The 25,226-nt window shown below is 75.1% G+C and carries 26 protein-coding genes; 13 read left to right on the top strand and 13 right to left on the bottom strand.

Features of this window, described 5'->3' with window-relative positions; genetic code table 11:
• Positions 1 to 35 precede the first annotated feature (35 nt).
• A complete protein-coding gene (locus AMOR_RS15205) occupies positions 36 to 1,598 on the top strand; it encodes an ABC transporter substrate-binding protein (RefSeq protein WP_248352403.1) in 1,563 nt (520 codons plus the stop codon).
• A 19-nt stretch (positions 1,599 to 1,617) separates the two neighbouring features.
• Here the strand turns inward: AMOR_RS15205 and AMOR_RS15200 are convergent, their stop codons facing one another.
• Both AMOR_RS15200 and AMOR_RS15195 read right to left on the bottom strand, forming a co-directional pair.
• Entirely contained in the window at positions 1,618 to 2,220 is a 603-nt protein-coding gene (locus tag AMOR_RS15200) for a glycosyltransferase (RefSeq protein ID WP_248352402.1), read from the bottom strand.
• A gap of 50 nt (positions 2,221 to 2,270) precedes the next feature.
• Positions 2,271 to 3,110 carry a class I SAM-dependent methyltransferase gene (locus AMOR_RS15195; protein WP_248352401.1) on the bottom strand — a complete coding sequence of 280 codons (840 nt, stop codon included), beginning with the start codon at positions 3,108 to 3,110 and terminating at the stop codon, positions 2,271 to 2,273.
• A 92-nt stretch (positions 3,111 to 3,202) separates the two neighbouring features.
• Here AMOR_RS15195 and AMOR_RS15190 point away from each other — a divergent pair, with 92 nt between their 5' ends.
• A complete protein-coding gene (locus AMOR_RS15190) occupies positions 3,203 to 4,009 on the top strand; it encodes a glycerophosphodiester phosphodiesterase (RefSeq protein ID WP_248352400.1) in 807 nt (268 codons plus the stop codon).
• A 24-nt stretch (positions 4,010 to 4,033) separates the two neighbouring features.
• Here the strand turns inward: AMOR_RS15190 and AMOR_RS15185 are convergent, their stop codons facing one another.
• Both AMOR_RS15185 and AMOR_RS15180 read right to left on the bottom strand, forming a co-directional pair.
• On the bottom strand, positions 4,034 to 5,224 hold the full coding sequence (locus tag AMOR_RS15185; RefSeq protein ID WP_248352399.1) for a sensor histidine kinase: 1,191 nt from the start codon (positions 5,222 to 5,224) through the stop codon (positions 4,034 to 4,036).
• A 430-nt stretch (positions 5,225 to 5,654) separates the two neighbouring features.
• Positions 5,655 to 7,253 carry an ABC-F family ATP-binding cassette domain-containing protein gene (locus AMOR_RS15180; RefSeq protein ID WP_248352398.1) on the bottom strand — a complete coding sequence of 533 codons (1,599 nt, stop codon included), beginning with the start codon at positions 7,251 to 7,253 and terminating at the stop codon, positions 5,655 to 5,657.
• A gap of 138 nt (positions 7,254 to 7,391) precedes the next feature.
• Between AMOR_RS15180 and AMOR_RS15175 the strand changes: the two genes are divergently transcribed.
• Together AMOR_RS15175 and AMOR_RS15170 are read left to right on the top strand one after the other, a co-directional pair.
• Complete coding sequence (locus tag AMOR_RS15175) at positions 7,392 to 7,865, top strand: hypothetical protein (protein WP_248352397.1); 474 nt, start codon at positions 7,392 to 7,394, stop codon at positions 7,863 to 7,865.
• A gap of 104 nt (positions 7,866 to 7,969) precedes the next feature.
• Entirely contained in the window at positions 7,970 to 9,241 is a 1,272-nt protein-coding gene (locus tag AMOR_RS15170) for an MFS transporter (protein WP_248352396.1), read from the top strand.
• Here AMOR_RS15170 and AMOR_RS15165 read toward each other — a convergent pair.
• Positions 9,217 to 10,332 (bottom strand): glycosyltransferase family 4 protein, encoded by a 1,116-nt coding sequence (locus AMOR_RS15165; protein ID WP_248352395.1) that lies wholly within the window; start codon positions 10,330 to 10,332, stop codon positions 9,217 to 9,219. The two genes, AMOR_RS15170 and AMOR_RS15165, sit on opposite strands and share 25 nt — an antisense overlap.
• Before the next feature lie 84 nt (positions 10,333 to 10,416).
• On the opposite strand from AMOR_RS15165, the gene AMOR_RS15160 reads away from it, so the two are divergent.
• From AMOR_RS15160 to AMOR_RS15125, 8 genes are all read left to right on the top strand, one after another.
• Positions 10,417 to 10,980, top strand: coding sequence for a PEGA domain-containing protein (locus tag AMOR_RS15160; RefSeq protein WP_248352394.1), 564 nt, complete (start codon positions 10,417 to 10,419; stop codon positions 10,978 to 10,980).
• A 2-nt stretch (positions 10,981 to 10,982) separates the two neighbouring features.
• Positions 10,983 to 11,927 carry a THUMP domain-containing class I SAM-dependent RNA methyltransferase gene (locus tag AMOR_RS15155; protein ID WP_248352393.1) on the top strand — a complete coding sequence of 315 codons (945 nt, stop codon included), beginning with the start codon at positions 10,983 to 10,985 and terminating at the stop codon, positions 11,925 to 11,927.
• A gap of 101 nt (positions 11,928 to 12,028) precedes the next feature.
• Positions 12,029 to 12,961, top strand: coding sequence for an ABC transporter ATP-binding protein (locus AMOR_RS15150; protein WP_248352392.1), 933 nt, complete (start codon positions 12,029 to 12,031; stop codon positions 12,959 to 12,961).
• Positions 12,894 to 13,655 carry an ABC transporter permease gene (locus AMOR_RS15145; protein WP_248352391.1) on the top strand — a complete coding sequence of 254 codons (762 nt, stop codon included), beginning with the start codon at positions 12,894 to 12,896 and terminating at the stop codon, positions 13,653 to 13,655. Before AMOR_RS15150 ends, AMOR_RS15145 begins: the two co-directional genes overlap by 68 nt.
• 25 nt (positions 13,656 to 13,680) lie before the next feature.
• Positions 13,681 to 14,661 (top strand): ABC transporter substrate-binding protein, encoded by a 981-nt coding sequence (locus AMOR_RS15140; protein WP_248352390.1) that lies wholly within the window; start codon positions 13,681 to 13,683, stop codon positions 14,659 to 14,661.
• A complete protein-coding gene (locus AMOR_RS15135) occupies positions 14,658 to 15,314 on the top strand; it encodes a DUF2238 domain-containing protein (RefSeq protein WP_248352389.1) in 657 nt (218 codons plus the stop codon). The genes AMOR_RS15140 and AMOR_RS15135 overlap by 4 nt, the downstream gene beginning before the upstream one ends.
• Entirely contained in the window at positions 15,311 to 16,141 is an 831-nt protein-coding gene (locus AMOR_RS15130) for an NlpC/P60 family protein (protein WP_248352388.1), read from the top strand. Before AMOR_RS15135 ends, AMOR_RS15130 begins: the two co-directional genes overlap by 4 nt.
• The gene (locus AMOR_RS15125; RefSeq protein WP_248352387.1) at positions 16,138 to 16,743 is read left to right on the top strand and encodes a phosphatase PAP2 family protein; all 606 of its coding nucleotides are present in this window, start codon (positions 16,138 to 16,140) and stop codon (positions 16,741 to 16,743) included. The genes AMOR_RS15130 and AMOR_RS15125 overlap by 4 nt, the downstream gene beginning before the upstream one ends.
• A gap of 108 nt (positions 16,744 to 16,851) precedes the next feature.
• On the opposite strand, the gene AMOR_RS15120 is transcribed toward AMOR_RS15125, so the two are convergent.
• From AMOR_RS15120 to pstS, 7 genes are all read right to left on the bottom strand, one after another.
• The gene (locus tag AMOR_RS15120; RefSeq protein ID WP_248352386.1) at positions 16,852 to 17,247 is read right to left on the bottom strand and encodes a hypothetical protein; all 396 of its coding nucleotides are present in this window, start codon (positions 17,245 to 17,247) and stop codon (positions 16,852 to 16,854) included.
• Positions 17,248 to 17,482: 235 nt separating this feature from the next.
• Entirely contained in the window at positions 17,483 to 17,704 is a 222-nt protein-coding gene (locus tag AMOR_RS15115; RefSeq protein WP_248352385.1) for a hypothetical protein, read from the bottom strand.
• A 211-nt stretch (positions 17,705 to 17,915) separates the two neighbouring features.
• Complete coding sequence (gene phoU / locus AMOR_RS15110) at positions 17,916 to 18,614, bottom strand: phosphate signaling complex protein PhoU (RefSeq protein WP_248352384.1); 699 nt, start codon at positions 18,612 to 18,614, stop codon at positions 17,916 to 17,918.
• 34 nt (positions 18,615 to 18,648) lie between these two features.
• A complete protein-coding gene (pstB, locus tag AMOR_RS15105) occupies positions 18,649 to 19,410 on the bottom strand; it encodes a phosphate ABC transporter ATP-binding protein PstB (RefSeq protein WP_248352383.1) in 762 nt (253 codons plus the stop codon).
• Positions 19,407 to 20,255 carry a phosphate ABC transporter permease PstA gene (gene pstA, locus AMOR_RS15100; protein ID WP_248352382.1) on the bottom strand — a complete coding sequence of 283 codons (849 nt, stop codon included), beginning with the start codon at positions 20,253 to 20,255 and terminating at the stop codon, positions 19,407 to 19,409. Before pstA ends, pstB begins: the two co-directional genes overlap by 4 nt.
• Positions 20,252 to 21,241: a phosphate ABC transporter permease subunit PstC gene (gene pstC / locus AMOR_RS15095; protein ID WP_248352381.1), complete on the bottom strand. Its 990-nt coding sequence runs from the start codon at positions 21,239 to 21,241 to the stop codon at positions 20,252 to 20,254. Before pstC ends, pstA begins: the two co-directional genes overlap by 4 nt.
• Before the next feature lie 206 nt (positions 21,242 to 21,447).
• Complete coding sequence (gene pstS, locus AMOR_RS15090; protein WP_248352380.1) at positions 21,448 to 22,479, bottom strand: phosphate ABC transporter substrate-binding protein PstS; 1,032 nt, start codon at positions 22,477 to 22,479, stop codon at positions 21,448 to 21,450.
• Positions 22,480 to 22,798: 319 nt separating this feature from the next.
• On the opposite strand from pstS, the gene AMOR_RS15085 reads away from it, so the two are divergent.
• Positions 22,799 to 23,968: a hypothetical protein gene (locus AMOR_RS15085; protein WP_248352379.1), complete on the top strand. Its 1,170-nt coding sequence runs from the start codon at positions 22,799 to 22,801 to the stop codon at positions 23,966 to 23,968.
• Between the two features lie 122 nt (positions 23,969 to 24,090).
• Here the strand turns inward: AMOR_RS15085 and AMOR_RS15080 are convergent, their stop codons facing one another.
• Positions 24,091 to 25,221, bottom strand: coding sequence for a sensor histidine kinase (locus AMOR_RS15080; protein ID WP_248352378.1), 1,131 nt, complete (start codon positions 25,219 to 25,221; stop codon positions 24,091 to 24,093).
• Positions 25,222 to 25,226: the final 5 nt, after the last annotated feature.

Here is a 25,226-nt window from a genome sequence, read left to right as displayed (position 1 = left end):
CACGGCGGCCAGCCGGACGGGGCTCCGCCGCGCCCGTGGCGCTGCTCGCCGCCCTCGCGGCGCTCGCGGCGCCTGCGGCGGCGGTCGACCTCACGCCCCAGGAGCGCGCCGGGAAGCGGATCTACCTCCAGGGCGAGAGCGCCTCGGGCGGCGAGATCTCGGCGCTGATCGGGCGCGACGATCTCGCGCTCCCGGCCACCTCGATGCCCTGCGGGAGCTGCCACGGCGAGGACGGCCTGGGCCGCGCCGAGGGCGGCGCGCGGCCCCCGACGATCATCTGGTCCGAGCTCGTGAAGCCGTACGGCCACGTGCACCCCGGCGGCCGGAAGCACCCGCGCTACGACGCATCGTCCTTCGCGCGGTCGGTGAAGGAGGGCCTCGATCCGGCCGGCAACGCCCTCGACCCGACCATGCCGCGCTACCGCATGTCGGCCGGCGACCTCGCGAGCCTCGCCGCCTACCTGAGGCGACTCGAGGAGGACCGGGATCCCGGCGTCGGCGAGACCGAGCTGCGGGTCGGCACCCTCCTGCCGGCCGCGGGGCCCGCCGCCGGCGCGGGCCGCGCCATGTCCGCGGCGCTCGAGGCCCGTCTCGCCGAGGTGAACGCGACGGGCGGCGTGAACGGCCGTCGCGTGAAGCTCGTGGTGGAGGGCTACGACCCGGCGGGCGGCGCCGCGGCGGCGGTGGCGGGCGCGCGCCGGCTCCTCGAGCGCGGCCAGGTCCTCGCGGTCGTCTCCGGCTTCTTCCCGTCCGCGGAGCAGGAGGTCTTCGCCCTCGCGGCGAAGGCCGAGGTTCCGATCGTCGGTCCTTTCACGCTCTTCGCGAGCCAGCCGGAGTCGCCCAACCCGTGGGTGTTCCACCTGCTCTCCGGCGTTCGCGAGCAGGCGCGCGCCCTCGCCGAGTTCGCCGCGGGGCGGCTCGGGCCGGAGCGCCCGCCCGTCGCGGTGCTGTCTCCCGCCGGTCCGCCCGGCGCAGGCCTCGCCGACGCGGCGTCGGCCGCGAAGGTCCAGCTCGCGCGCCGCGGCTTCGCGGCCATCGAGTCCGTCGCCTACGGCCCCGCGCAGCTCGGGCCGTCCCTCGCGCGAGACCTCGCCGCGAAGGGCGTCCGGGCGGTGATCTTCCTCGGGGACGACGCCGACGTCGCGCGGCTCGCGGAAGCCGCGCGCGTCGCTGCCTGGACGCCGGATCTGCTCCTGCCCGGCGCGCTCGTCGCGCGGGCGGCGCTGGAGGTCCCGCCGGCGCTCGAAGGGCACGTCTTCCTCGCGTACCCGACGCTGCCGACCGACGAGAAGCCGGACGGGCGGGCGCGCCTCGCGACCCTCGCGGCGCACGGCACCTCCGGCCACCGCGCCGTGGTGATCCAGGCGGACGGTGCCGCCGCGGTGCTCCTGGAGGCGCTCCGGCGGACGGGGCGCCGCGTGAGCCGCCGCGCGCTCGTCGCGAGCCTCGAGGCCCTCTACGAGCTCGACGTGGGGCTCCTGCCGCCGCTCACCTTCGGGCCGTCGCGGCGGGTCGGCGCGCTCGGCGCGTACGTCGTGGCCGTCGACCTGAAGGAGCGGACGTTCCGGCCGGTCGGCGGGTGGCAGGGCGTCGAGTGACGTCTGCGGGGCGCTCCCCTCACCCCGCCCGCCGCCGTGCGCCCCGCTCCCGGACGAGCTCCTCGTAGATCTCCAGCGTCCGGCGTGCCGTGACCGCCGCGGACGGGCGCGCGCCGCGGGCGACGCCGCCGTCGACGATCTCGAGCCGGGAGGCGTCGCGCACGGCGGCGCGGAGCACGTCGCGCACCGCCGCCGACGCGCACAGGATCCGCCGCACCGACGGGTGATCGTACTTCCACCGCGACAGCGCGCCCCGGCGAGCCGGCGAGCGGAGGCCGCGGTCGACGACGACGGCCGCCCGCGCCCGGAACAGCGCGCACGCGAGCACCGCCGCCGCGTGGGCGTGCGCGTCGTGCGCGTGCACGACGTCCGCCCGCAGCGCCGCCGCCGCCCTCGACACGCCGCGAGCGAAGAGCGGATCGAGGCCGGTCCGGCGCCGGAGCGCGAGGTAGCGGAGGTCCCGCGCGCGGCAGATCCGCTCCAGCTCGGAGCCCGCCGCGCAGGCCACGAGCTGCGGGACGCCCTCGCGCGCGAGGTGCTCGTAGAGCGCGACGAGCCGCTGCTCGCCGCCGCCGTAGCGGAGGGGGCTCCACACGTGCACCACCGCAGGGCGACGCACCATCGCGGGCATCCTAGCCGATGGGGCCGACCTCGCGACCGGGGCCGCCTCGATCAGGCGGCCGGGGCGGCCAGGGCGCGCACCAGCTTCGGCCGGACCCCCGTCGCCGCGAGGAGCGCGTCGAGCCTCGCCTGCGCCTCGCGCGAGCTCGCCCGGACCTTCTTGCCGAGGATGAGCTCGTTCTTGACCGAGTGCTCCCAGCCGGTGAGCTCGGTGACGGTCACCCGGTAGCCGTGCGCCTCGAGCACCAGCGCGCGGACCACGTTCGTGAGGTGGGACCCGAACTCACGCCGGTGCCAGGGGTGCTCGAAGAGCGGCGCCACGGCGGCGGCCGGCGACTCGGCGTCCCCCAGCTGCCGCGCGACCTCGGCCTGGCAGCACGGCACGACCGCGACGTGATCGGCGCCGTGCCGGATGGCGAGCGCGAGGGCGTCGTCGGTCGCCGTGTCGCAGGCGTGGAGGGCGGTGACGAGGTGCACGCGGTCGGGCAGCGGCGCCGCCTCGATGGGCGACTCGACGAAGCGCAACCGGGAGAACGCCAGGCGGGCCGCCCGCTCGGCCCCCGAGCGGGCGAGGTCCGGCCGCGACTCGACGGCGAGGAGCGTCCCCTTCCCCGCGTCCTTGAGGAACAGCTCGTAGAGCACGAAGCCGAGGTAGCTCTTCCCTGCGCCGCAGTCGACGACCACGGGCTCGCCGAAGCGCGCCAGGACGTCGTCGAGGGCGGGCGCGAGCAGGTTCGCGAGGTGGTTCACCTGCTTCAGCTTCCGCAGGCTGTCCGCGTTCAGGTCGCCGGCGCGAGTGAGGAGGTGCAGCTCCTTGAGGAGCGCCGTGGAGGTCCCCGGCAAGAGCTCGCGGCGGACCGCCTCGCCCTTCACCTGTCGTCGGGTCGTCATCGGGTGCGGTTGTAACCCGGATCGCGGTCACCCGCGCGCGCCCCGCCGCGGCCGTTGACGCCCCGGCGACGGCCGGCGAACGTGGCCTCACGATGACCAGCCGCCCGCACCGCCCCTACCTGGATCGCCCGGGCCCGTGGCTCGTCGCGCACCGCGGCGGGAGCCTCCTCGCCCCGGAGAACACGCTCGCGGCGTTCGATCGCGCCGTCGCGCTCGGCGCCGACGCCATCGAGACGGACGTGCACCTCGCGCGGGACGGTGTGGTCGTCGTGTTCCACGACGACGAGACGACGCGCCTCACCGGCGCGCCTGGCACCATCGAGACCCGGACGTACCCCGAGGTCGCCGCGCTCGACGCGGGCTTCTCTTTCACGCCGGACGGCGGACGCACGTTCCCGCACCGCGGGCGCGGGCTGCATCCCCCCGCGTTCTCCGACGTGCTGGCGCGGTACCCTTCGATGCGCTTCAACGTGGACGCGAAGAGCGAGGACCCCGCCCTCGCGGCGGCGCTCGCGCGGACGATCCAGGCGGCGGGCGCCGAGGCGCGCGTGTGCGTCGGGTCCTTCTCGGACGCGCAGGCGGGGCGGCTCGGGGCGCTGCTCCCGGAGTGCGCGCGGTACCTCCCGGAGCAGGCCGCCACCTGCCACGTGATGGCGGCGAAGACGGGCCAGGCGGACGCCGCGTGCCCGGAGGACTACGACGTCGCGGACCTCCCGCACCGGCTCGGCGAGCTCGTGGTCGTGGATGCGCCGGTCGTGGCGTGGTTCCACGCGCGCGGCATGCCGGTGCACGTCTGGACGGTCGACGACGAGGCCGAGATGCGCGCGCTCCTCGCGCTCGGCGTGGACGGGATCGTCACCGACCGGCCGGACGTGCTCGCGGGCGTGCTCGGCCGGTGAACGTCGTCGCCGCCCGTCCGCGGCTCACGCCGTCGCGGCGCGGCGGGCCGCGTCGAACGCGCTCGGAGGCGGGAGCGGCAGGCAGAGCGAGAACGTCGTCCCCGCCTCTTCCGTCGAGACGAACGACACCTCGCCTCCGAGGTAGCGCTCGCCGAGGAGCTTCATGCCGTACGTGCCGAGGCCGCGGCCGCGCTCCGCCTTCGTGCTGAACGAGCGCTGGAAGATGCGGGCCTGCACGGCGGGCGGGATCGCGCCCGCGTTGTGCACGGCGAAGCGCACCCCGCCGGACCACGCCTCGCACGCGACCCGCACCGTGCCGCCGGGCGGCGTCGCCTCGAGGGCGTTTCGGACCATGTTCACGAGCACGCGGACGAGGAGGCCCCGGTCCGTCTCGAGCTCGAGCCGGGGCGCGCCCCCGATCTCCAGCGTCCGGTCCCGGGCGACCGCGTGCCGGACGAACACGGCCTCGACCTCCTCGAGGACGGCGGCGGCCGCCGCCGCCCCGCGCTGCGGCACGAGCGTTCCCGCCTCGGCGAGGATGAGCGCGCGGTGATCGCGGATCTCCCGCTCGAGCTGGCGGGACAGCGCGTCGAGCCGCTCCGTGGCCCGGGGCACGTCCGCCGCAGGTCGGCGGAGGTGGTCGGCCCAGCCGCGCAGGCCGGCGACGGTGTTGAGGAGGTCGTGGAAGAAGACCTGCTCGAGCGCGTCGCGGCGCTTCTCGCTCGAGATGTCGCGGAGCGACAGGACGGTGAAGGGCTCGCCGCCGACCTCGATCGGCGTGGCGCGCGCGTTGAACTCGAACGGCGTGCGCGACCCGGCGCTGGTCACGAGGCACTCCGCCTCGACCGGCCGGCCGAGGCCCGCGCTCGCCGTGATCGCGCCGAGCGCGCCGCAGCTCTCGCACGCCCGCGCGGTCCCGCAGCCGCCCGGGTGCTGCGCCTGCGTGCACCCGAGCACCTCGCCCGGCCGGAGCCCCGCGACGTGCCCGAGCGCGGTTCCGTCACGGCACGCGTTGAACGCGACCACCTGCCGGTGCCGGTCGAGGACGAGGAGCACCGCGTCGGCGGCGTCGAGGAGCGCCCCGACGACCGGGCTCCGGGCGACGAGCGCGACCTCCCGATCGATCTCCTCCGGCTCGGCGCGCCGCGAGTCCGGCAGCGGGTGCCGGTGGCCGGTCGGGAGGCGTTCGGGTCGAGGACGCAGTTCGAGGCTCATCCGGCGCTCCGCAGCGTCCCGAACCGTTAGCACGGCGGGGCCGAGTGGAGCGAGGGACGCGCGGTCAATGAAGTCTTACGGCCGAGCCCGGAACGTGCTCGTGGCCCGAGCTGCCCCCCTCACCCCTGCCCTCTCCCCCCGCGCGCAGGTGGATCCTGTGTCCGGAGCGCGGGGGGGGGAGTTACCGGTGGACCTCGACCTCGACCTCCTGCTCGACGCGGATCGCGCTCGGCGGCTCTGCCGGCGCGAGGCGCAGCCCTCGTTCAGCGGGGTGGGGGGACCCCGCCGCAGGCGGGGGGAGGGGCGCAGCCCCTCCGCGCGGGGACGTTGCGCGAACCCCGCGCAGCGGGGCGCGCGACGTCACGGGCCCCGCGCAGCAGGGGTGGGGCCCCGACGGCTCTGCCGGCGGGGCGGGGGCGCAGCCCCCGTTCTACTGATGCGCGCTCGCCAGATCCGGATGCTTCTCCACGAACTCGTCGAACGTGCCGGGGAAGTCCATCACCGGCTCGCCCCGGTGGAGCGCCCAGATCCGCGACCCGACCTCCCGGATCAGCTCCTGGTCGTGGGTGACGACGATGACGGTCCCCTCGTAGCGCTGCAGCCCCTCCGAGAGCGCCGCGATCGACTGCAGATCGAGGTGGTTCGTGGGCTCGTCGAGGATGAGGACGTTGTCCTTGAACAGCATCAGCTTCGCCATGAGGAGTCGGACCGTCTCGCCGCCGGAGAGCGTCGCCGTCGGCTTCATCCGCTCCTCGCCCGAGAAGAGCATGCGGCCGAGAAGGCCGGAGATCTCCTCGTTGGTGAGCTTGTCCTCCATCTCCCGGAGCCAGCCGAACGCGGTGGTGCCGGGGCGGATCACGCCCTGCTGGTCCTGCGGCAGGTAGCCCACCTGCGCCTGGTGTCCCCACTTCACGTGGCCCTGGTCCGGCTGGACCTCGCCCGCGAGCATCTTCACGAGCGTCGTCTTGCCCACGCCGTTCTTCCCGATGACGCAGATCTTCTCGCCCCGGGTGATGAGGCCGCTGAACGGCTGGATGACCTCGTTGCCGCCGTACGCCTTCGAGATCCCCTCGATGGTGACGGTCTGCTTCCCGGACGGCGCCTTCTGCTCGAACTTGATGAAGGGCGCGGCGATGTTCGACCGCTTCATGTCCTCGAGCTTGAGCTTGTCCATCGCGCGGATGCGGCTCTGGACCTGGGACGCGCGGGTGCCGGCGTGGAAGCGGGCGACGAACTCCTGGAGCTGCAGGATCTTCTTCTTCTTCTCGGCGTTCTCCGACTCGACCCGGCTCCGCACCTGGCCCTTCTGCCGGACCATCGCGTCGTAGCCACCCGTGTAGGTGATGATGGTCTCGTAGTCGATGTCGGCGATGTGCGTGCAGATCGCGTTCAGGAAGTGGCGGTCGTGCGAGATGGTGATGAGCACGCCCTCGTACGCGCGGAGGAAGCTCTCGAGCCACCGGATCGAGTCGATGTCGAGGTGGTTCGTGGGCTCGTCGAGGAGCAGCCCCTGCGGGTGGCCGAAGAGCGCCTGCGCGAGCAGCACGCGGAGCTTGTAGCCGCCGGTGAGCGCACGCATCGGCTGGTCGTGCCAGGGCTCGTCGATGCCGAGGCCGGTGAGGAGCGTCGCCGCGTCGGACTCGGCGGAATAGCCGTCCTCCTCGCCGATCACCCCCTCGAGCTCGGCGAGCCGGGTGCCGTCCTCGTCGGAGATCTCGGGCTTCGCGAGGAGCGCCTCCTTCTCGCTCATCGCCGCCCACAGCGGCTCGTTGCCCATCAGGACGACGTCGAGGACCCGGTTGTCCTCGTACTTGAAGTGGTCCTGGCGGAGGATGCCGAGCTTCCTCGGGCGGAGGACGTTGCCGGTGTCCGCGTCCTCGTCGCCCGCGAGGATCTTCATGAACGTCGTCTTGCCCGCGCCGTTGGGGCCGGTGAGGCCGTAGCGGTTCCCCGGGGCGAACGTGACGTCGACGTCCTCGAAGAGCTTCTTCGGCCCAAAGGCCTTGCTGACGTTCTGCACGGAGATCATGGAGGTCGGCTTTTTAGCGGAACGGGGCGCTCTTGGCGAGCGGAGCGGCCGGCCGCGCGGTGGCGCTGCGCCCGGCGGGGGACCGGGCGGGCTCCGCGCGCGGCGCCGGCCGCATCGTTGTGAGCGGGGAGGTGCCGCGTGGAGTACGGCTGGGAGGGCGTGACGACGGACGTGCCGCTCGGGCGAACGGTGCTCGCGGGCGTGGCGGGGGCGGCGGCGGTGACGGCGCTGAACGAGGTGGGCCGCCGGGTGCTCCGCGACGCCCCCCGGGTCGAGCTCCTGGGCGCGCGGGGGGTCCGGAAGCTCGCCCGCCGCGCCGGCCACCGCCCGGACGGCCGGCAGGCGTTCTGGATCGCGCTCGCGGCCGAGGTGCTGACGAACGGCAGCTGGTACGCCCTCGCTGCCCAGGCGCGCCGGCCGCGCCGCGCCGCCGTGTGGCTGGGCGCGCTCGCGGGCGCCGGCGCGGTGCTGCTGCCGGGCGCGCTCGGGATCGGGACCTGGCCGACGCGGCGGACCGCGCGGACCGCCGCGCTGTCGTTCGCGTGGTACCTCGCGGGCGGCCTCGCGGCCGCCGCGGTGCTCGGGAGCCCGCCGCCGCGCCTCCGGCGTTGACACCATCCGTACGCGCGCGAAGCCCCCACCGCGCGGGGCGAAGCCTCGAGCGCGCAGCACGTCGTCCTCGACCCCACGTGCGGCCCGGGCTAGGCTCGCGCGCCGTGACGACGCCGCCCGGCGACGACCCCGCGATCCCGCGCCCGCGCCGGCCCGGCCCGGCGCTCCTCCTCGCCGGGCTGGCCGTGCTCGCCGTCTTCACCGTGCGCGGGTCGGCCCCGCCGCTGTTCGAGGCGATGCGTCCGGAGCTGTGGCTCGTCCCCGACCGGCGGCTCGGCTGGTCCATCACGGCGTTCGCGCTCGCCGCGCTCGCCGCCGCGCTCGTGACGTCGCGCCGGCTGGAACGCTCGCCGGCGCCGCCCCCGGGCGCCCTCGCGAGATCCGCCGCCCTCGCGGCGCTCGGGGTGGCGTCGCTCCTCTGCGCCGCGGCCCGCGGCCCGTTTACTTTCCTCGCCGCGCGCGCCCTCGCGGGCGCCGCCGCGGGCGTGGTGATCGCCCTCGTCCTGCCGCTCGCCGCGGCGGACCGGCCGGGGCCCGCCGCGCGCGCGTGGCTCGCCACGACGGCGCCGGGTGGCCTCGCGGTGGGGTACCTCGGCGCGGGCGTCCTCCAGCGCTGGCCCTCGTGGCGGAGCGGGTTCGTGCTCGCGGGCGTCCTCGCGCTCGCGGTGGCGGTCCTCGCGCTCCGCCGAGGCGACGCGCCGGGCGGCGCGACGCCGCTCGCGCCGCTCCGCGCCGCCGGGCTCCGCGCCGCGCTCGCGCGCCTCCGCGCGGATCGGAGCCGCGCCCTCACCGCCTCCGCCGCGGTCGCGTGGGCGTTCGCGGTGAGCGCGCTCGCGGCGTGGCTGCCGGCATTCCTCGAGCGGTCGCGCGGCATGCCGCGCCCGCTCGCGAGCGGCGGCGTCGGCGTGCTCGCCGTGCTGGTCGGGTTCGCGGGGCTCTGGGCCGGCGGACGCCTCGCCCGCGCCCTCGCCCCGCGGACCGCGACGCCGGACACCTGGGCCGCGGCCGCGACCTGCGGCGGCGCCGGCCTGCTCGCCCTCGGCGTCGTGACGGCGTGGCGCCCCGGCCTGTACCTGCCGGCGCTCCTCGGCGCGCTGCTCCTCGTCACCGCCGCGGCCGGACCGCTCGCCGGAGCGCTCCGCGCAGCCGTCCCGGAGGCCGATCGCGGCGCCCTCCTCCCCGCGGCGCTCCTCGCGATCGCGCTCGCAGACGCCGTCGCGCCGGTGCTCGTCGGCGCGCTCTCCGACCGGCTGAACTCGCTCGGCCGGGCGATGTTCCTCGTGCCGCTCGCGCTCCTCGCGGCCGGCGCGCTGCTCTCCGCGGCGGCGTCCGCCCGCGGCGACCCGCGCGATCAGCGGCCGAGCGCCTCGGCGTAGACCCGGAACAGGTCGTCCGCGATCACGTCGTCGCGGAAGCGCTCGGCGCGCGCGAGCCCGGCCTCGCGCCGGCGCGCGCGCTCCGCAGGATCCGAGAGGAGGCGGGCCAGCACCGCCCGCAGCTCGTCCGGGTCCGCGGGGTTCACGTAGACGGCGGCGTCGCCGCCGACCTCGGGGAAGACCCCGCCGCGGGTCGTCACCGACGGCGTCCCGGAGGTCATCGCCTCGAGGACGGGGATCCCGAACCCCTCGACGATGGACGGGTACGTCGCGACCGTCGCGAGCCGGTAGAGGGTCGCGATCTCCGTCATCGTGAGCCCGCGGAGGAGTCGCAGGCGGCCGCGGAGGCCGCTCTCCCGGGCGAAGGCCTCCACCTCCCGCGCGTACGCCGTCGGCCGGCCGACCGCGACGAGGTGGACCCCGTCGAGGCCCGCCACCGCGCGGGCGGTGAGGAGCAGGTTCTTCCGGCGCTCGATCGTGCCGACCTGCAGGACGAACGTCTCCGGGAGCTCGAGCCGGGCTCGCAGCGCCGCCTCGGCGGCGGGGTCGCGCGGCCCGCGGAAGGCGGGGTGGCAGACCTGGTAGACGATCCGGATCTTCGCAGGGTCGATCCCGTACCGCTCGACGAGATCGCGGCGCGTCTCGTCGCTCGCGGCGATGACGAGGCGCGCGCGGCGCGCCGCGCTCCGGAACTTCACCCGGTAGATGCTGCGGTCGACGGTCGCGTACAGCTCGGGGTGGCGCTCGAAGATGACGTCGTGGATGGTGACGACGGTCGCGATCCCCGTCCGCTCGATCCCGGTCGGCAGCTCGTTCGACAGGCCGTGGAAGAGGTCGATCCGGTCCCGCACGAGATCGCGCACCATCCCGGTCTGGCGCCAGAGCGAGGGGGCGATCCGCCCGACGATCCCGTCCGGCCCGCGCGCGATGGCAGCGGCGCCGCCCGCGTCGCGGTGGGGCGGGCGCGGCGTGTACGCGAGGTACGTGTACTCCGGGCGCCGCGCCTGCAGGATCCGCAGCACGTCGCGGCTATAATTGCCGAGCCCGGTCGCGTTGTGGAACGCGCGCTTCGCGTCGAACCCGAGCCGCATGGGAGGGGGGGAGCCTACACGCGGCGGGAGGGGCCCGGCAACGGCGCCCGCACGCGCACCCGCCGCGGAGTTAAGATGCGCGCCATGCCGGGACAGGATGGACCGGACGGCGAGGCGCCCGGGGGGCCCGAGGAACGGCTCGAGGCCGCACAGGTCGCGGCCCCGGAGGCCGCCGCCGCCGTTTCGCCGCGCCCGCCGCGACGCCCCGGCGCCGGCGGGCGAGCGGCCGTCGCGCTCGCGCTCATCGGCGCCGCCCTCCTGCTGGTGCTCGGGTTCGGCCTCGCCGCGCGCTGCCGCGGTGGAGGGCCTCCGGCCGCGGGAGCGGCCGACTCCGCCGCCGCCGCCGCCGGCGCGCCGGGCGGCGACGCGGTGCTCGCGCCGATCCAGGCCCGGCGCGACGCCGGCACCGGCGAGGAGGTCGCGCCGTTCTCCGGGTTCGCGCTGTCCATCGAGACGGACCCGCCCGGCGCGCTCGTCACCGTCGGCGGCGTCCCCCGCGGGGAGGCGCCGGTCCTGGCCGGCCTCGACTGCACGCCCGGCGAGCCGATCGCGGTCCGCGCCGAGCGGCGCGGCCGCCGCACCGCTCGCGCCACGGTGGCGTGCCGCCGGGACGCGCTCGTAAAGCTGACCCTCCGGCTCGGGAAGTAGGCGTGAAGGCGGAGCGGATCTTCTGCGCCTGCGCGCCGGGCCTGGAGCCGGTCCTCGCCGCGGAGCTCGCCCGGCTCGGTCTCGCCGCGCGCGCGACGCCCGGCGGCGCCGAGGCCGAGGGCGACGACGCGGCCGCGCGGGCGTGCCTCGCGTCGCGCGTCGCGGACGCGGTGCTGCTCCGGCTCTGGGAAGGCGGCGCCGACGAGCTCGGCCGGGCGAGGCGAGCGGTGGCCAGGCGCGCCGGGCCGCTGCCGCTCGTGACGCGCGCGGACGGAGGGCGCGCGACACTGTCCGTGGACGCGGCCGGCGCGCCGCTCTTCCGGCGCGGGTGGCGGGCGCGGATCGGCGCGGCGCCCCTGCGCGAGTCCCTCGCCGCGGCCCTCGTCCTCGCCCGCGGGTGGGACGGCGCCTCGCCCTTCCTCGACCCGATGTGCGGCTCGGGCACCATCGCCATCGAGGCCGCGCTGGTCGCCGCCCGCCGGGCGCCGGGCCTCGGCCGGACCTTCGCCCTCGAGTCCCTGCCCGGCCACGATCCGGCGCGGCTCGAGCGGCTGCGCGCGCGCCTCGCCGCCGAGGCGCGCCCGGTCGCGGTGCCGATCCACGCCTCGGACCGGAACGGCGGCGCGCTCCGCCTCGCGCGCAAGAACGCCGAGGCGGCGGGGATCGCGGGCGCGATCACCTTCGCGCGGGCGGACGCGGCGCAGGTCGTCCCGCCGCCGGGCCCGGGGCTCTGCGCGGTGAATCCGCCGTACGGGGTGCGCCTCGACGAGGACGCCGCCGCGGCGTGGCGAGCCCTCGCGGCGCTCTTCCCCCGCCTCGCCGGGTGGGACGTCACCGTCCTCGGCCCGGACCGGGGGTACGAGCGGCTGCTCCCCGCCGAGCCGGTGTCCGCGGTGCCGGTCTTGAACGGCGGGCTGAGGTGCCGGCTGCTCGTGTACCGACCCTGATGGTCTCCCCTGAACCGCCCCTCGTGGGGCGGGCTCGGGACCCCATCGGACCGTCCTGACGGGCAGGCCACCGGGTGCACGGGAACGCACATTGTGCCGTCATGTGGAGGGAGCTCGTCGCGCGTCTCGGCTCGAGGCGCCGCCCCCTGGCGGTGCGCGACCTCCTCATCCCGCGCCGCGCCCGGCTCGGTCCCCCCAAGATCGACGTCTCGCGGGTGGGCCACCGGTTCGCGAACCTCGTCGCGCTGCAGGACGTGAACGTGTCGGTCCACCCCGGCGAGTTCGTCTGCCTCGTGGGGCCGTCCGGCTGCGGGAAGACCACCCTGCTCTACGCCCTCGCGGGCCACATCTCGCCGAGCGGCGGGCACATCTCGGTGGACGGCGTGCAGGTGAGAGGGCCGGGCCCGGACCGCCTGCTCGTCTTCCAGGAGCCGGCGCTCTTCCCCTGGCTCACCGTCCGCCAGAACCTCGTGTTCGCGCTGCGCGCCCGCGGCCGTTCCCGTGGCGACGCCGACGAGCGAGCGCGCGCATACGTCCGGCTCGTCCACCTCGAGGGCTTCGAGGAGACGCTCCCGCACCAGCTCTCGGGCGGGATGCGGATGCGCGTCCAGCTCGCTCGCGCCCTCGCGATGGATCCGGCCGTGCTCCTGATGGACGAGCCGTTCGCGGCGCTCGACGCGCAGACCCGCAGCCACATGCACGAGCTCCTGCAGCGGATCTGGCTCCGCGACCGGAAGACGGTCGTGTTCGTCACGCACGACGTCCGCGAGGCGCTGCTCCTCGGCGACCGCGTGGTGGTGATGGCCGCCCGGCCCGGTCGCGTGCTGCAGGATCTCGAGGTCCACCTGCCGCGCCCGCGCGATCCCGATGATCCCGCGCTCGTCGAGATGTCGCGCCGGATCCGCGACGAGCTGCGCCGGGCGGAGGAGGCGGGCGAGGCCCGCACGGCACCCGCGGAGGCACCCGATGCGCGACCTGGTCCGGACGGCGACCTTCCTCCTCGTCCCGCTGCTCCTGTGGGAGCTCCTCTCTAGGTTCGGCCCGTGGCCGCGCTGGCTCTTCCCGGGCCCCGTGGCGGTCGCGGGCAGCATCGGGCAGCTCGCCGGCGACGGCCGGCTCGGCGCCGCCACGGCGCGGTCGCTCTCGCGCCTCGCCCAGGGCTACGCGATGTCCGCGTCGATCGGCGTACCGCTCGGCATCGCGATGGCGCGGAGCACGCTCGTGCAGCAGGCGCTCCGGCCCGCCGTGCTCGGGCTCCAGGCGCTCCCGTCCATCTGCTGGCTGCCCCTCGCGGTGCTCTGGTTCGGCCTCTCGGAGACCGCCATCCTCTTCGTGGTCGTGATGGGCTCGCTGCTCGCCGTCGCGATCGCCACGGAAGACGGCGTCTCCGGGATCGACCCGGTGCTGCTCCGCGCAGCCGGGACGCTCGGCATCCGCGGGCCGCGCTTCGTCCTCGGCGTGCTCCTCCCCGCGGCGCTCCCCGGCATCCTCACGGGGCTGAAGCTCGGGTGGAGCTTCGCGTGGCGCGCGCTCATGGCGGGGGAGCTGCTCTTCGTGGCCGGCGGCCTCGGCCAGCTCCTCTCGCAGGGGCGCGAGCTGCTCGACGCGGCGCAGGTCATGGGCGTCATGATCTGCATCGTCGCGATCGGCGTCGCTGTCGATCAGGTGGTGTTCCGGTTCCTCGAGCTGCGGGTCCGCCGCCGCTGGGGGCTCGTCGAGGCGGCCTGAGCGACCGTCGCCCCGGAGGTCTCGAATGCGCCGCCCGGTCCTCGCGCTCGCCCTCGCCGCGCTCGCCCTCGCCGGCTGCAAGCTGCGCGGCGCGCCCGCCGGCGGTCCCTTCCGGCTCGGCTACTTCCCGAACGTCACGCACGCGCAGGCGCTGGTGGGCGTCGCGGACGGAACGCTCTCCCGGGCGCTCGAGGGGAGGCTCGTGTCGCGGGTCTTCAACGCGGGCCCGGCGGCGATGGAGGCGCTCGTGGCCGGCGACCTCGAGGCCACGTACGTCGGCCCCGGCCCCGCCGCGATCGCCTTCCTCCGGACGCACGGCGAGGCGATCCGCGTCATCGCCGGCGCAGCCTCGGGCGGCGCGGTCCTCGTCGTGAAGGACGCGCGGACCGCGGCGGACCTCGCCGGGAAGCGCGTCGCGTCCCCGCAGCTCGGGAACACGCAAGACGTGGCGCTCCGGACGTGGCTGCGGGCGAACGGCCTCGCCGCGGGCGACGGCCCGGGGCAGGTGAACGTGACGCCGCTCTCGAACCCCGACATCCTCTCGCTCTTCGCGCGAGGTGAGCTCGCCGGCGCCTGGGTCCCCGAGCCGTGGGGCGCGCGCCTCGTCGCCGAGGCCGGCGGCCGGATCCTCGTGGACGAGCGGACGCTCTGGCCCGACGGGCGCTTCCCGATCACGGTCCTCGCCGTGTCGGTCCGCGCGCTCGAGGCCCGGCGCGCGGAGATCCTCGCCCTCCTCCGCGCGCACGTGGAGCTCACGCGCCGGTGGCAGCGCGACCGCGACGCGTTCGCCGCGGCCGCGAACGCCGCGTACGCGACGCTCGCGGGGAAGCCGCTCCCCTCGCACGTCCTCGCGGACGCCTTCTCCCGGCTCGAGCCCCTGGCCGATCCGCTCGCGCCCCAGCTCGCGGAGCTGGCGCGGCGCGCGCAGGCCCTCGGCTTCGCCCCGGCGGGCGACGTTTCGGGTATCGTGGACGGCCGCCCCCTGCAGGAGCTCGCCGAGCGATGACCACCGCCACGAGTGCCCGCCTCCCCGCCGCGCTCCTCGCGCTCGTCCTCGCGGTGCTGGCCTGGTCCGGCCTCGCGCCGAAGGACCGCGGGACGTGGCTCATGGAGGTCGCGCCCGTCCTCCTCGCGCTCCCCGTGCTCGTCGCGACGCGGCGGCGGTTCCCGCTCTCGCCGCTCCTCTACGTGCTCGTGGCGCTCCACGCGGCGGTGCTGTGCATCGGGGGCCGGTACACCTACGCGGAGGTCCCGCTCGGCTTCTGGCTCCGGGACGCGCTCGGGCTCGCGCGGAACCACTACGACCGCCTCGGCCACGTGATGCAGGGGTTCGTGCCCGCCCTCGTCGCGCGCGAGGTGCTGCTCCGGACCTCGCCGCTCCGCCCCGGGCGGTGGCTGTTCACGCTCTGCACGAGCGTCGCGCTGGCGATCTCGGCGCTGTACGAGCTCGTGGAGTGGCTCGCCGCGGTCCTGCTGGGCCAGGGCGCGGACGCGTTCCTCGGCACGCAGGGCGATCCCTGGGACACGCAGTGGGACATGTTCATGGCCCTCTGCGGCGCGGTCGCGGCGCAGCTCCTGCTGGCGCGGGTACAGGACCGCCAGCTCGCGCGCCTCGGCGTCGTGCCCGGCGCGCCCTCCCCGGAGCGACGGGCGGCGTGATCCGCCCGGCGTCCATCGCGCTCGCGGCGCTGCTCCTCGGCGGGTGCGCCACGTTCCACCCGCGGCCCGCGCCGGAGGGGCCCGGCGCCGGCGCGCCCTCCGCCGCGGCCGCGGCGACGCACGAGGCCACGGGAGACGACGCCGGGCCGGACGAGGACGAGACCGGCGAGGACGCCACCACGGACGCAGGCGCGGACGCGCCGGGCGCCGGCGAGGACGCGCGGCCGGGCGACGAGCGCGAGCCCGGCGCCCGCGCCGGGGACGACGCCGAGCCCGCGCCCGAGGATCCGGCCCTCGCCCGGGCGCGCCAGCGGATCCTGGCGGCCGCGCGACGCCGCCTCGGCACGCGCCCCGCGCTCGACTGCTCCGGCTTCGTGCTCGACGCGTATCGCGCCGCCGGGCTGGGGATCCGGCTGGGGCCGGGCCGCTCGCGGTCCGAGTCGCTGCACGACGCGAGCCACGACGTGGCTCGGCCCCGCCCCGGCGACCTCGCGTTCTTCCACGACACCTACGACCGCAACCACGACGGCCGGCGGAACGACCTCTACACGCACGTCGCCCTGGTCGAGTCCGTCGAGGGAGACATCGTCACGCTGCTGCACCGCGGCGCGCGCGTCGAGCGGATCCGGATGAACCTCGCCCGGCCGTCGGATCCGGCCGCGAACGGGATCCTCCGGATCCACCGGCTCCGCGACGCACCCGGGACGAGGTACCTGGCAGGCGAGCTCTTCGCCGCCTTCGGGGAGTTGCTCGAAGGGGAGTTCACGCAGACGTTGCAGGGAGGGCACGCCATCGAGGCACGGGCGCGCCACCCTGCACCGCGATGAGCGAACCGAGCGATCGAGGACCGGAGCTGCCGGGCGTCGAGGGGGCCATCGCCGTGGACGCGGACGGCGTCGTGGTCCGCGAGGGCCGGCTGCGGCGGATCCTCTCCTTCGACGAGGCGCTGCTCGTGTCGGTGCAGCGGTTCCGGGGTCCGTGCCGGACGGTGATCGCCCGGGCGCTCACCGCGGTCGGCGACGGGAAGGGCTGGACGGCGATCGGCGTCGCGTGCTTCGCGACCTCCACGCCGCGCGGCAGGCACCTCGGCCTGCGGATCGGCGCCGGGACGATCCTCGCGACGCTGCTCTCGCAGGCGCTGAAGCGCAGCCTCACGCGCGCCCGCCCCGACAGCGCCATCGCCGGGTTCGAGGCGCTCGCCGCGAACCCGGACCGGTTCTCGTTCCCGTCCGGCCACACCTCGGCCGCGTTCGGCGTGGCGGTGGCGCTCGCGGACGAGCCGTACGGGATCGGGCCCTGCGCGCTGCTCCTCGCGGTGGGGATCGGCCTCTCGCGCGTCTACCTGGGGGCGCACTACCCGCTCGACGTCGGCGCGGGCGCCCTCCTCGGCGTGTTCGCGGGGCTCGCCGCGCGCCTCCTCGTCTCCTGAGGACGCGCCCGCCGCGCGCCCGCGGCGCCTCGCCGGCGTCCGGGCGGACACCGGCGGCGATGCGCATCCGTCAGTGACGGGAGGCACACACATGATGAGGCGCATCATTCAGGCGGCGCTCGCCGCCCTGCCCGCCTTGGCCCTCGCGCAGGCGGGAACGACCGGCACCGGGCCCGGCGTCGGCACCACCGGCTCGACCGGCACCACCGCGGGCGCGGCCGGCAGCGCGACGCCCGGCACGACGACCACCCCGGGGACCTCGACCACCGCGCAGTCCTGCCCGCCGGGCACCGTGCCCGACACGAGCCTCGGCGCCACCGGCTCGACCTCGACGGGGACGGGAACGACGGGCGCGACCGCGACCGGCGGGACGGGCAGCTCCGCGACGACCACGGGCGCCGTCCACTGTGTCGTCCCCGGCGCGACCGGGACGAGCGGCGTGGGCTCGCCCGGCACCGGGAGCGGCACGCCGGGCACGGCGGGCACCACGACGATGCCTGGCACGGCCGGAACCACGACGCCAGGCGCGGCGACCGGCACCGGAGCGTCGACGGGGACGGGGACGGGAGCGGTCACCCAGCCCGCCCAGCCCGCCGCGCCGGGCGGAGGCAGGTGAGGGGCACGAGCTCGGGAGCGACCGGAACGGTGGGCGGCGCGAGCGGGCCGCGACCACGGCGGACGTGAGCTACCTGGCCGTCGCAGGCAGCCGAGCCGCCCCGACGGTCCGCGCACCGCGCGTCTACTGCAGGGTCGAGATGTCGCCCCGCGGACGGTAGCGCGCGCGAGAGCACGGGCGGCCGCCGAGCGGCGCCACCTCCACGTCACCGGGCTCCGCCACGCCATCGCCCTCCAGCTCCGCGACGAACAGCTCCATCGCCTCGCCGGCGTCCCAGGCACGGACGTGGGCGAGGCGCCGCTCGGAAAGGGAATCGAACGTGCAGGCGTAGAAGGTTTCGCGCATCCGGAGTCTCCGTGGAACGGCGGCGACACTCCTAACCCGGAACCGCCGCTCGAGCGGGACGTCATGGGCGAGTTCACGAAATCGTCACGCGGCGGCCGGGCGGCACTCCGCTCGGCCTCCGGCCCGTGCAACGACCGAAGAGGATGGCGCACGCACCGGCCGCCGGCGATGGCATCCCCCGTCCGCGCAAGCGCGGACGCGAACCTGCGACCTACTCGTGAGGAGTACCTTCGAGCGCCCGGCTCCTCGGGTGCCGGATGTCGGTCCCGCGGACCATGTAGACGACCATCTCCGCCAGGTTCGTCGCGTGGTCGCCGAAGCGCTCGAGGTGCTTCGCGGCGAACATGATGGCCGTCGCGCGCCGGATGTTCCGCGAGTCCTCCATCATGAGCCCGAGCAGGTCGTTGAAGATCTTGAGGTACAGCGTGTCGAGCAGGTCGTCGCCGCGCATCACCTCCTCCGCCTTCTCGACGTCCCGGGTCACGAACGCGTCGAGCGCCTTCTTGAGCTGCGCCTCGGAGAGATCGGCGAGCTTCGACAGGTCGTGCAGGGGGCCGAGCGCCGGCGCCTGGTTCAGGTCGATGGCGCGCTCGGCGATGTTCACGGCGAGGTCGCCCATCCGCTCGAGGTCGGTCACGATCTTGAGGGCGGTGGTGACGAAGCGGAGGTCGGACGCGGCGGGCTGGCGGAGGGCGAGGACGCGCCGGCAGGCACCGTCGATGTCCACCTCCATCCTGTTGATCTCGCGGTCCTTGAGCTTGATGTCCTCTGCGAGCGCGGTGTCGCGCTCGGTGACCGCACGGACGCTCGCCGCGATGGCGCGCTCGACGAGCCCGCCCATCTCGAGGAGGCGATCGCGGATCCCCTTGAGCTCCGCCTCGTAGGACTTGTCGGTGTGGGTCGTGGGCATGATCGTCTCCGCCGCTCCGGCGCGCTCGGCGAGGCTACCCGAACTTCCCGGTGACGTAATCCTCGGTTCGCTGCTCGCGCGGGTTCGTGAAGATCTGCTCGGTCGGCCCGACCTCGATGAGATCGCCCATGTAGAAGAAGGCGGTCTGGTCCGACACGCGAGCGGCCTGCTGCATGTTGTGGGTGACGATGGCGATGGTGTAGCTGGCCTTCAGCTCGTGGATGAGGTCCTCGATCTTCGCCGTCGCGATCGGATCGAGCGCGCTCGCCGGCTCGTCCATGAGCAGCACCTCCGGCTCGACGGCGAGCGCCCGCGCGATGCAGAGCCGCTGCTGCTGCCCGCCGGAGAGCGAGAGCGGCGAGGCCTTCAGGCGGTCCTTCACCTCGTCCCACAGCGCCGCCTGGCGGAGGCACCGCTCGACGATGACCTCGTGATCGCCGCCCATCCCGTTGAGCCGCAGCCCGGACGCCACGTTGTCGAAGATGGACATGGTGGGGAACGGGTTCGGCCGCTGGAAGACCATCCCGACGCGCCGGCGAAGGGACACCGGATCCACGTCGCGGCCGTGGACGTCCTGGCCGTCGAGGCGGATGGTGCCCTCGATCCGCGCGCCGGGCGTGAGCTCGTGCATGCGGTTGAGGCAGCGCAGGAACGTGGACTTCCCGCAGCCCGACGGCCCGATGATCGCCGTGACCGACAGGGCCGGGATCGTCGTCGTGACCGAGTGGAGCACATGGCTGCTGCGGAAGTAGGCCTGGAGGCCTTCCACAGCGATCTTCGGAGGGGCCGCGCTCATCGCTGCTCCCGCAGGTGGCTGGTCCGCATCAGGAACCGCGCGGCCAGGTTCAGCCCGCCGACGAGGATGAGGAGCACGAGGGCGGCGGTCCAGGCCTTCTGGTGCCAGTCCTCGTAGGGGCTGATCGCGTAGTTGAAGATCTGCACGGTGAGCGACGCGGTGGGCTGGTCCGGAGCGAAGTTCCAGTACTGGTTGTTGAGCGCGGTGAAGAGCAGGGGCGCCGTCTCGCCGGCCGCCCGGGCGACGGCGAGGAGGACGGCGGTGACGATCCCGCCCAGCGCCGTGCGGAGGACGATGCGGAGCGAGGTCTTCCACTCGGGGACGCCGAGCGCGAGCGAGGCCTCGCGGAGCGCGCCCGGCACGAGCCGGACGAGCTCCTCGGTGGCGCGGGCCAGGGTCGGCACCATGAGGAGGGCGAGAGCGATGGCGCCGGCGAGGCCGGAGAAGCGCCTCATCGGCACGACGATGAGGCCGTACGCGACGATGCCGATGACGATGGACGGGACGCCGCCGAGGACCTCGGCGGTGAAGCGGACGAGGCGGCCGAACGGGCGGTCGCCGTGCTCGGCGAGGAACACGCCCGCGCCGATCCCGAGCGGCAGGCCGATGAGCGACGCGAGCCCGACGAGGAACAGCGTGCCGAGGAGCGCGTTGCCGACGCCGCCGCCGGGCTCGCCGACGGGCGTGGGCAGGTGCGTGAAGAAGGTCCACGAGAGGCCGGCCGCGCCCCTCGAGACGACCAGCCAGAGCAGCGACGCGAGCGGCACGAGTGCGACCAGCACCGAGGCGCCGGCGAGGGCGATCATGACGACGTTGACCGTCCGGCGCCACGTGAGCCGGTTCACGCGATCCTCCCGGCCGACCCCTGGACGCGGTGCACGAGGAGTCGCGCGACCGCGTTCAGCACGATGCTCAGGCCGAACAGCACGAGCCCGAGCCCCGCCAGCGCGGCGAGGTGCTCCGGGGAGGCGGCCTCGGCGAACTCGTTCGCGATGACCGACGGCAGGGAGTAGCCCGGCGCGAGCAGCGAGGCGTGGATCTCGGGCGAGTTCCCGATGACCATCGTCACCGCCATCGTCTCGCCGAGGGCCCGCCCGAGCCCGAGGAGGGCGGCGCCCATGATGCCGCCGCGGGCGTACGGCAGGATCGCCATCCGGATCGCCTCCCAGCGCGTCGCGCCGAGCGCGAGGGCGCCCTCGCGCAGCGGTGGCGGCACCGTCTTCAGCACCTCGGTCGTCACCGATGAGATCGTCGGCAGGATCATCACGGCGAGGATCAGGCCGGCGCCGAGGTACCCGAGACCGACGGAGGGCCCCTTGAACAGCGGCAGGAAGCCCAGGGTGTGGACGAGCGCCGGCTCCAGCGAGCCGCGGAGCCAGGGGACGAGGACGAACAGGCCCCAGAGCCCGTACACCACGCTGGGGATCGCGGCGAGCGTCTCCACCAGGAAGGAGACGATCGGCCGGGCGCGCGCCGGCGCGAACTCGACCATGAACACCGCGAGCCCGACCGAGACCGGCAGCGCGACCACCATCGCGACGGCGCTCGTCACGAGCGTCCCGTAGATGAAGGGGAGCGCGCCGAACGAGGAGGCGACCGGATCCCAGTCCTGGCCCGCGAGGAAGCGCGGGATGGAGATCAACCCGGCGAGGGGACGGGACAGGCCGAACAGCGACCACACGATCACGCCGGCGATGAGCAGCACGGCGCCACCGAGCGCGACCAGCACGGTCGCCCAGACCCGGTCGCCGGCGTTTCCGAACCGTCGCGACCGGGCGATGGACGGCGTCACGGAGAGCTGGGCGCCGGTGATCTCGGCGGGGCTGGGCACGGGTGGGGAACCCTCTCTGTCGGTCGGTCGCGGGCTCGGGCGCCCCGGAAGATGCATGGTCATCGGGACCTGGCGACGTCCTGCACCGTGAACCGGCTGCGCGGCCCGGTCGCCGAACGCGCGCCGTTATAGGCCCCGCCGTGTGACGATCCGGTGACGACCCGGTAGCGATTCGGATCGACCAGGCATCGCCCGGGGACGCGCCGTCAGCGGGCGGCCTGGATCGCTACGGGCTTGCCCAGCACGGTGAGGGACTTGAGCTTCGCCTCGACCTTCGCGACCACCGCCTTCGGCAGGGGAGCGTACTCGAGCGGCTCCGCGAACCGCTGCCCGTCGTGTACCGCCCACCAGAGGAAGTTCACGACCGCCGCACCCTTCGCGGCGTCCTGCTGATCGCGCGGCACGAGGATGTAGGTGAACGAAGCCATCGGGTACGCATCCTTGCCAGAGGCGTTCGTGATCGAGACCCGGAAGTCGTCCGGCATCGCCACGCCCGCGGCGGCGCTCGAGGTGGACTGCATCGTCGCCTTCACGAAGACGCCGTCCTTGTTCTGGAGCTCGGCCATCGGGAGCTTGTTCTGGTTGGCGTACGCGAGCTCCACGTATCCGATCGCGCCGGGGGTCTGCTTCACGAGGCCCGTGACGCCCTCGTTGCCCTTCGCGCCGAGCCCGGCGGGCCACTTCACGCTCGTGGACGCGCCGACCTTCTCCTTCCACTCCGGGGAGACCTTCGACAGGTAGTCCGTGAAGATGTTGGTCGTACCGGAGCCGTCGGACCGGTGGATCACGGCGATGTCCGTGTCGGGCAGCTTCACGCCGGGGTTCACCTTGGCGAGCGCGGGATCGTTCCACTTCGTGATCTTGCCGAGGTAGATCCCGGAGAGCGTCTCCGGGGTCAGGCGCAGCTGCGTGATCGGAGCGTTGTAGGTGACCACCACCGCCCCGAGGACGGTCGGGATGTGGACGGTCCCGGGCGCCGCCGCGAGCTGCGCGTCCTTCATCGGAGCGTCGGACGCGCCGAAGTCGACCGTCCTGTTCGTGATCTGCTGGATGCCGCCGCCCGAGCCGATCGACTGGTAGTTGAACTGGAGATCGGGGTTGAGCTTGTTGTACTCGGAGAACCACTTCGAATAGAGCGGGAACGGGAAGGTCGCGCCGGCGCCGGTGACGAGGAGCTTGTTCGCGGCGGACGCGGTCCCGGCGACCGCGAGCGCTGCGACGAGGAGGAGCTTCTTCATTGTCGGAGTGTCCTTTGGTTGGCTTTCGCGGCGCTATGTACGCCCGGCCGTGTGACGGTGGTGTGGCGATGCCGCGACGTTTGCCGATCCGCCGCTGCGTGTAACGGGCGACCGCCCTCGCGCGCGCGTTCATCGGCCGCGCCCACACCCTGGCCGCGCCCGCCCGCGTCGAAGTTGCCCAAGCGTAACGAGCGCCTCACCGGTCCGCCCCGGACGGGGTTCAGCTTGCGCGTGCGCCGGCCACACGAGCCGGGGCCCGGACGCCCCAGCGCCCGGGACGACAGGGGCGGCCTCCGCCGCCCGGGAGACACGCTCGACCATGAGATTCACGACCGCCGCAGCACTCGTCGCCCTCGGCCTCGCGGGCACCGCCCGCGCCCAGGCCACCCCCGACACGACGGCCCCCGCGGCCCCCGCGGCGCCCGCCGCGCCCACGAGCCCCACCGTCGACGCCGCCGCCCCCGCCCCCGCCCCGAAGGCGGCCACCCCGAAGACGGTCGTCTCCGGGAAGATCTACGCCGACTACACGTACCGCCAGAACATGGACGACGGCCGCGACGTCTCGGCCGACAAGGGCGTCGGCACCTCGCTCGACGTGAAGCGCTTCTACCTCGGCGTCGACCACACGTTCGACGAGGTGTGGCGCGCCCGGATCCGGACCGACATCGGCAACCTGACCAACGGGAAGTTCGACGTGTTCGTGAAGCACGCGTACCTCGAGGCGAAGGTCGCGCCGGAGCTCGGCGTGAAGGCCGGCGCCGCGGATCTCCCCTGGGTGCCGTTCGTCGAGGATCTCTACGGGTTCCGCTACGTCGAGAACGTGCTCACCGATCGCGTGAAGCTCGCCACCTCGGCGGACTGGGGTCTCCACGCGGGCGGCAAGCTCGCCGGCGGCCTGGTGGACTACGCCGTGTCGGCGGTGAACGGCCGCGGCTACGGCGATCCGACCCGCACGCGCGCCCCGGCGGTCGAGGCGCGCCTCGCCCTCGTCCCGGTGAAGGGGCTCACGCTCGCCGTCGGCGGGCAGACCGGGTACCTCGGCCAGAACGTCGTCGGCACGGCGACGCCCAACAAGGCCCAGCGCGCCGACGCGCTCGTCGCGTGGGTCGGCGGCGGCGCCCGGGTGGGCGTCTCCGGCTTCGTCGCGAAGAACTACGACAAGGCGATCGTCACGGGCACGGCCCCGACCGACAAGGCGATCGGCGGCTCCGCCTGGGCATCGTACGAGATCGTGCCGGCGCTCACGCTCTTCGCGCGCGCCGACTACGTGCAGCCGAAGAAGGACACGAGCTCGGACCTGAAGGACGTCTACGTGAACGGCGGCATCCAGTACGAGCCGGTCAAGCCCGTCGACCTCGCGCTCGTCTACAAGCGCGAGCAGGTGAAGTCGGGCACGCTCTCCACCTCGAACGGGACGATCGGGTCCACCGTCGCCGGCGAGAAGGGCACCTACGACGAGGTCGGCCTCTTCGCGCAGCTCTCGTTCTAGGACGGCTCGGCGTCGAGCAACGGGGTCGGTCCCTCGCGGGGCCGACCCCGTTCGCTTTCGGAGGTGACCGCCGTCGCGGGTGACCCGCGGCTCGCGGGACGCCGGGCACCGGCGCCGGTGGGTCAAACCGCGGGGAGCCGCACCCAGAACCGCGACCCGCCGGCGCCGCTCTCGACCCCGATCTCGCCGCCCATGCCCTGGACGAGGTGCTTCACGATCGCGAGGCCGAGGCCGGTGCCGCCCGCCTCGCGGGAGCGTCCGGCGTCGACGCGGTAGAACCGCTCGAAGATCCGCTCCAGGTGGTGCCGCTCGATGCCGGGGCCGGTGTCGACGACCGAGATGATCCAGTCGTTCCCCTCGCGCGCGGCGCGGATCGCGACGCTGCCCTCGGCGGTGTACTTCACGGCGTTGTCCACGAGGTTCACGAGCACCTGCTCGAGCGCGCGGGGGTCGGCGCGGACGATCGTGCCCTCCGGTACCTCGCTCCGCAGCGCGAGCCCCTTCTCGCGCGCCGCCACCACCGCGGGCTCGAGCGCCTGGCGCGCGAAGGGCGCGGCGTCGACGGGTGCGACCTCGAGCGTCCACTGCTTCGACTCGATCCTGGAGAGGTCGAGGAGGTCCTGCGTGAGGCGGGAGAGCCGGTCGGCCTGCCGCGCGACGATCTCGACGAACCCGTGCGCGGCGGTGGCATCGTCCATCGCCCCGGAGAGCAGCGTCTCGGCGGCGGCGCGGATCGCGGAGATCGGGGTCCGGAGCTCGTGGCTCGCGTTCGCCACGAAGTCGCGGCGGGTCGCGGCGGCGCGCTTCGCCTCGGTGACGTCGCGGAGGAGGACGAGCACCTCGCCGCGGAGCAGCGGCGAGAGGTGGGCGAGGTACGTCCGGCGCTGGATGGTGAGCTCGAGGCGCCGGGCGGTGCCCTCGAGCGCCCGCCGCACCGCCTCGTGCAGCTCCGCGGAGCGCGTGATCTCGAGGGGGGTCAGCCCCGCGGCCCGCCCCGTCGCCGCGAGCGTGTCGAACGCGGCGTTCGAGGCCCGGACCCAGCCCTCCTTGGAGACGAGCGCGGCGGCGTCGGGGAGCGCCGCGAGCAGCTCCTGCTCGGCGGGACCGCGGACCGTCGCGAACCGCCGGAGCTCCCGCTGCGCGAGCAGCTCCTCGAGCTCGCGCACGTCGCGCCCGAGGTCGGCCCGCGGCCCGCCGGCGAGCTCCTCGCGGAGCGCGCGGATCGCGGCGGCGAGCGGGGTCCGGCCGAGCATCCCGC

This window comes from Anaeromyxobacter oryzae, assembly GCF_023169945.1.
Classification (GTDB): domain Bacteria; phylum Myxococcota; class Myxococcia; order Myxococcales; family Anaeromyxobacteraceae; genus Anaeromyxobacter; species Anaeromyxobacter oryzae.
The sequence above is the reverse complement of the archived record's forward strand: the minus strand, read 5'-3'. Positions and strand labels throughout refer to the sequence as shown.

Coding starts and splice junctions, on each gene's coding strand:
- AMOR_RS15115 (WP_248352385.1), bottom strand. CDS start 17,704: ATGCGCGAAACCTTCTACGCCTGCACGTTCGATTCCCTTTCCGAGCGG.
- AMOR_RS15145 (WP_248352391.1), top strand. CDS start 12,894: ATGCGCGACCTGGTCCGGACGGCGACCTTCCTCCTCGTCCCGCTGCTC.
- AMOR_RS15185 (WP_248352399.1), bottom strand. CDS start 5,224: ATGAGCCTCGAACTGCGTCCTCGACCCGAACGCCTCCCGACCGGCCAC.
- AMOR_RS15195 (WP_248352401.1), bottom strand. CDS start 3,110: ATGACGACCCGACGACAGGTGAAGGGCGAGGCGGTCCGCCGCGAGCTC.
- phoU (WP_248352384.1), bottom strand. CDS start 18,614: ATGCCCACGACCCACACCGACAAGTCCTACGAGGCGGAGCTCAAGGGG.
- AMOR_RS15180 (WP_248352398.1), bottom strand. CDS start 7,253: ATGATCTCCGTGCAGAACGTCAGCAAGGCCTTTGGGCCGAAGAAGCTC.
- AMOR_RS15160 (WP_248352394.1), top strand. CDS start 10,417: ATGCCGGGACAGGATGGACCGGACGGCGAGGCGCCCGGGGGGCCCGAG.
- AMOR_RS15140 (WP_248352390.1), top strand. CDS start 13,681: ATGCGCCGCCCGGTCCTCGCGCTCGCCCTCGCCGCGCTCGCCCTCGCC.
- AMOR_RS15080 (WP_248352378.1), bottom strand. CDS start 25,221: ATGCTCGGCCGGACCCCGCTCGCCGCCGCGATCCGCGCGCTCCGCGAG.
- AMOR_RS15135 (WP_248352389.1), top strand. CDS start 14,658: ATGACCACCGCCACGAGTGCCCGCCTCCCCGCCGCGCTCCTCGCGCTC.
- AMOR_RS15200 (WP_248352402.1), bottom strand. CDS start 2,220: ATGGTGCGTCGCCCTGCGGTGGTGCACGTGTGGAGCCCCCTCCGCTAC.
- pstS (WP_248352380.1), bottom strand. CDS start 22,479: ATGAAGAAGCTCCTCCTCGTCGCAGCGCTCGCGGTCGCCGGGACCGCG.
- pstB (WP_248352383.1), bottom strand. CDS start 19,410: ATGAGCGCGGCCCCTCCGAAGATCGCTGTGGAAGGCCTCCAGGCCTAC.
- AMOR_RS15190 (WP_248352400.1), top strand. CDS start 3,203: ATGACCAGCCGCCCGCACCGCCCCTACCTGGATCGCCCGGGCCCGTGG.
- AMOR_RS15125 (WP_248352387.1), top strand. CDS start 16,138: ATGAGCGAACCGAGCGATCGAGGACCGGAGCTGCCGGGCGTCGAGGGG.
- AMOR_RS15150 (WP_248352392.1), top strand. CDS start 12,029: ATGTGGAGGGAGCTCGTCGCGCGTCTCGGCTCGAGGCGCCGCCCCCTG.
- AMOR_RS15165 (WP_248352395.1), bottom strand. CDS start 10,332: ATGCGGCTCGGGTTCGACGCGAAGCGCGCGTTCCACAACGCGACCGGG.
- AMOR_RS15085 (WP_248352379.1), top strand. CDS start 22,799: ATGAGATTCACGACCGCCGCAGCACTCGTCGCCCTCGGCCTCGCGGGC.